This is a genomic window from Campylobacter taeniopygiae (assembly GCF_005406225.1).
Taxonomy (GTDB): Bacteria; Campylobacterota; Campylobacteria; order Campylobacterales; family Campylobacteraceae; genus Campylobacter_D; species Campylobacter_D taeniopygiae.
Genome location: NZ_NXLY01000075.1, coordinates 1 through 427 on the forward strand (window position 1 = coordinate 1; position 427 = coordinate 427).

1 pseudogene is annotated in these 427 nt (G+C 32.1%); it reads left to right on the forward strand.

What is annotated here, in order from left to right:
* Nucleotides 1–427, forward strand: a pseudogene (locus CQA75_RS09000) (hypothetical protein); the annotation flags it as partial.

The window sequence follows — 427 nt, forward strand, 5'->3', positions numbered from 1 at the left end:
AAATTGGGTGGATTTATTGGGAGATGGAAGTAATGATATTATCCCTAAAGAAAAAATCATCATCACATTTGATAATACTACAACAGGTGGACAATATGGGGGTTGTATGAGTGATTTAAGACTTGGTTTTGAAAATGGTTTTGCTACTCCAAATAAAGTCCAAGATGAATATGAAAACGCAAAATTTACTATGACTAAAGATGGTGATGGACTTAATAGGAGTGATTTTATTATAGATTCTAATCCTATTGCAGGAGAAAACCAAATTTTAGGAACAATTAAGACAAGTGGTATTTATCAAGAAACTTATCACAAAATTGCTCATGTATTTAAAAAATACAATGGTGGTGCTGATGAGTGTTGCTTATGGTCTAGTTCAGGAAGTAGAGAGGTAAGCATAGAACTTGAAAATACACAAATGCCAAAT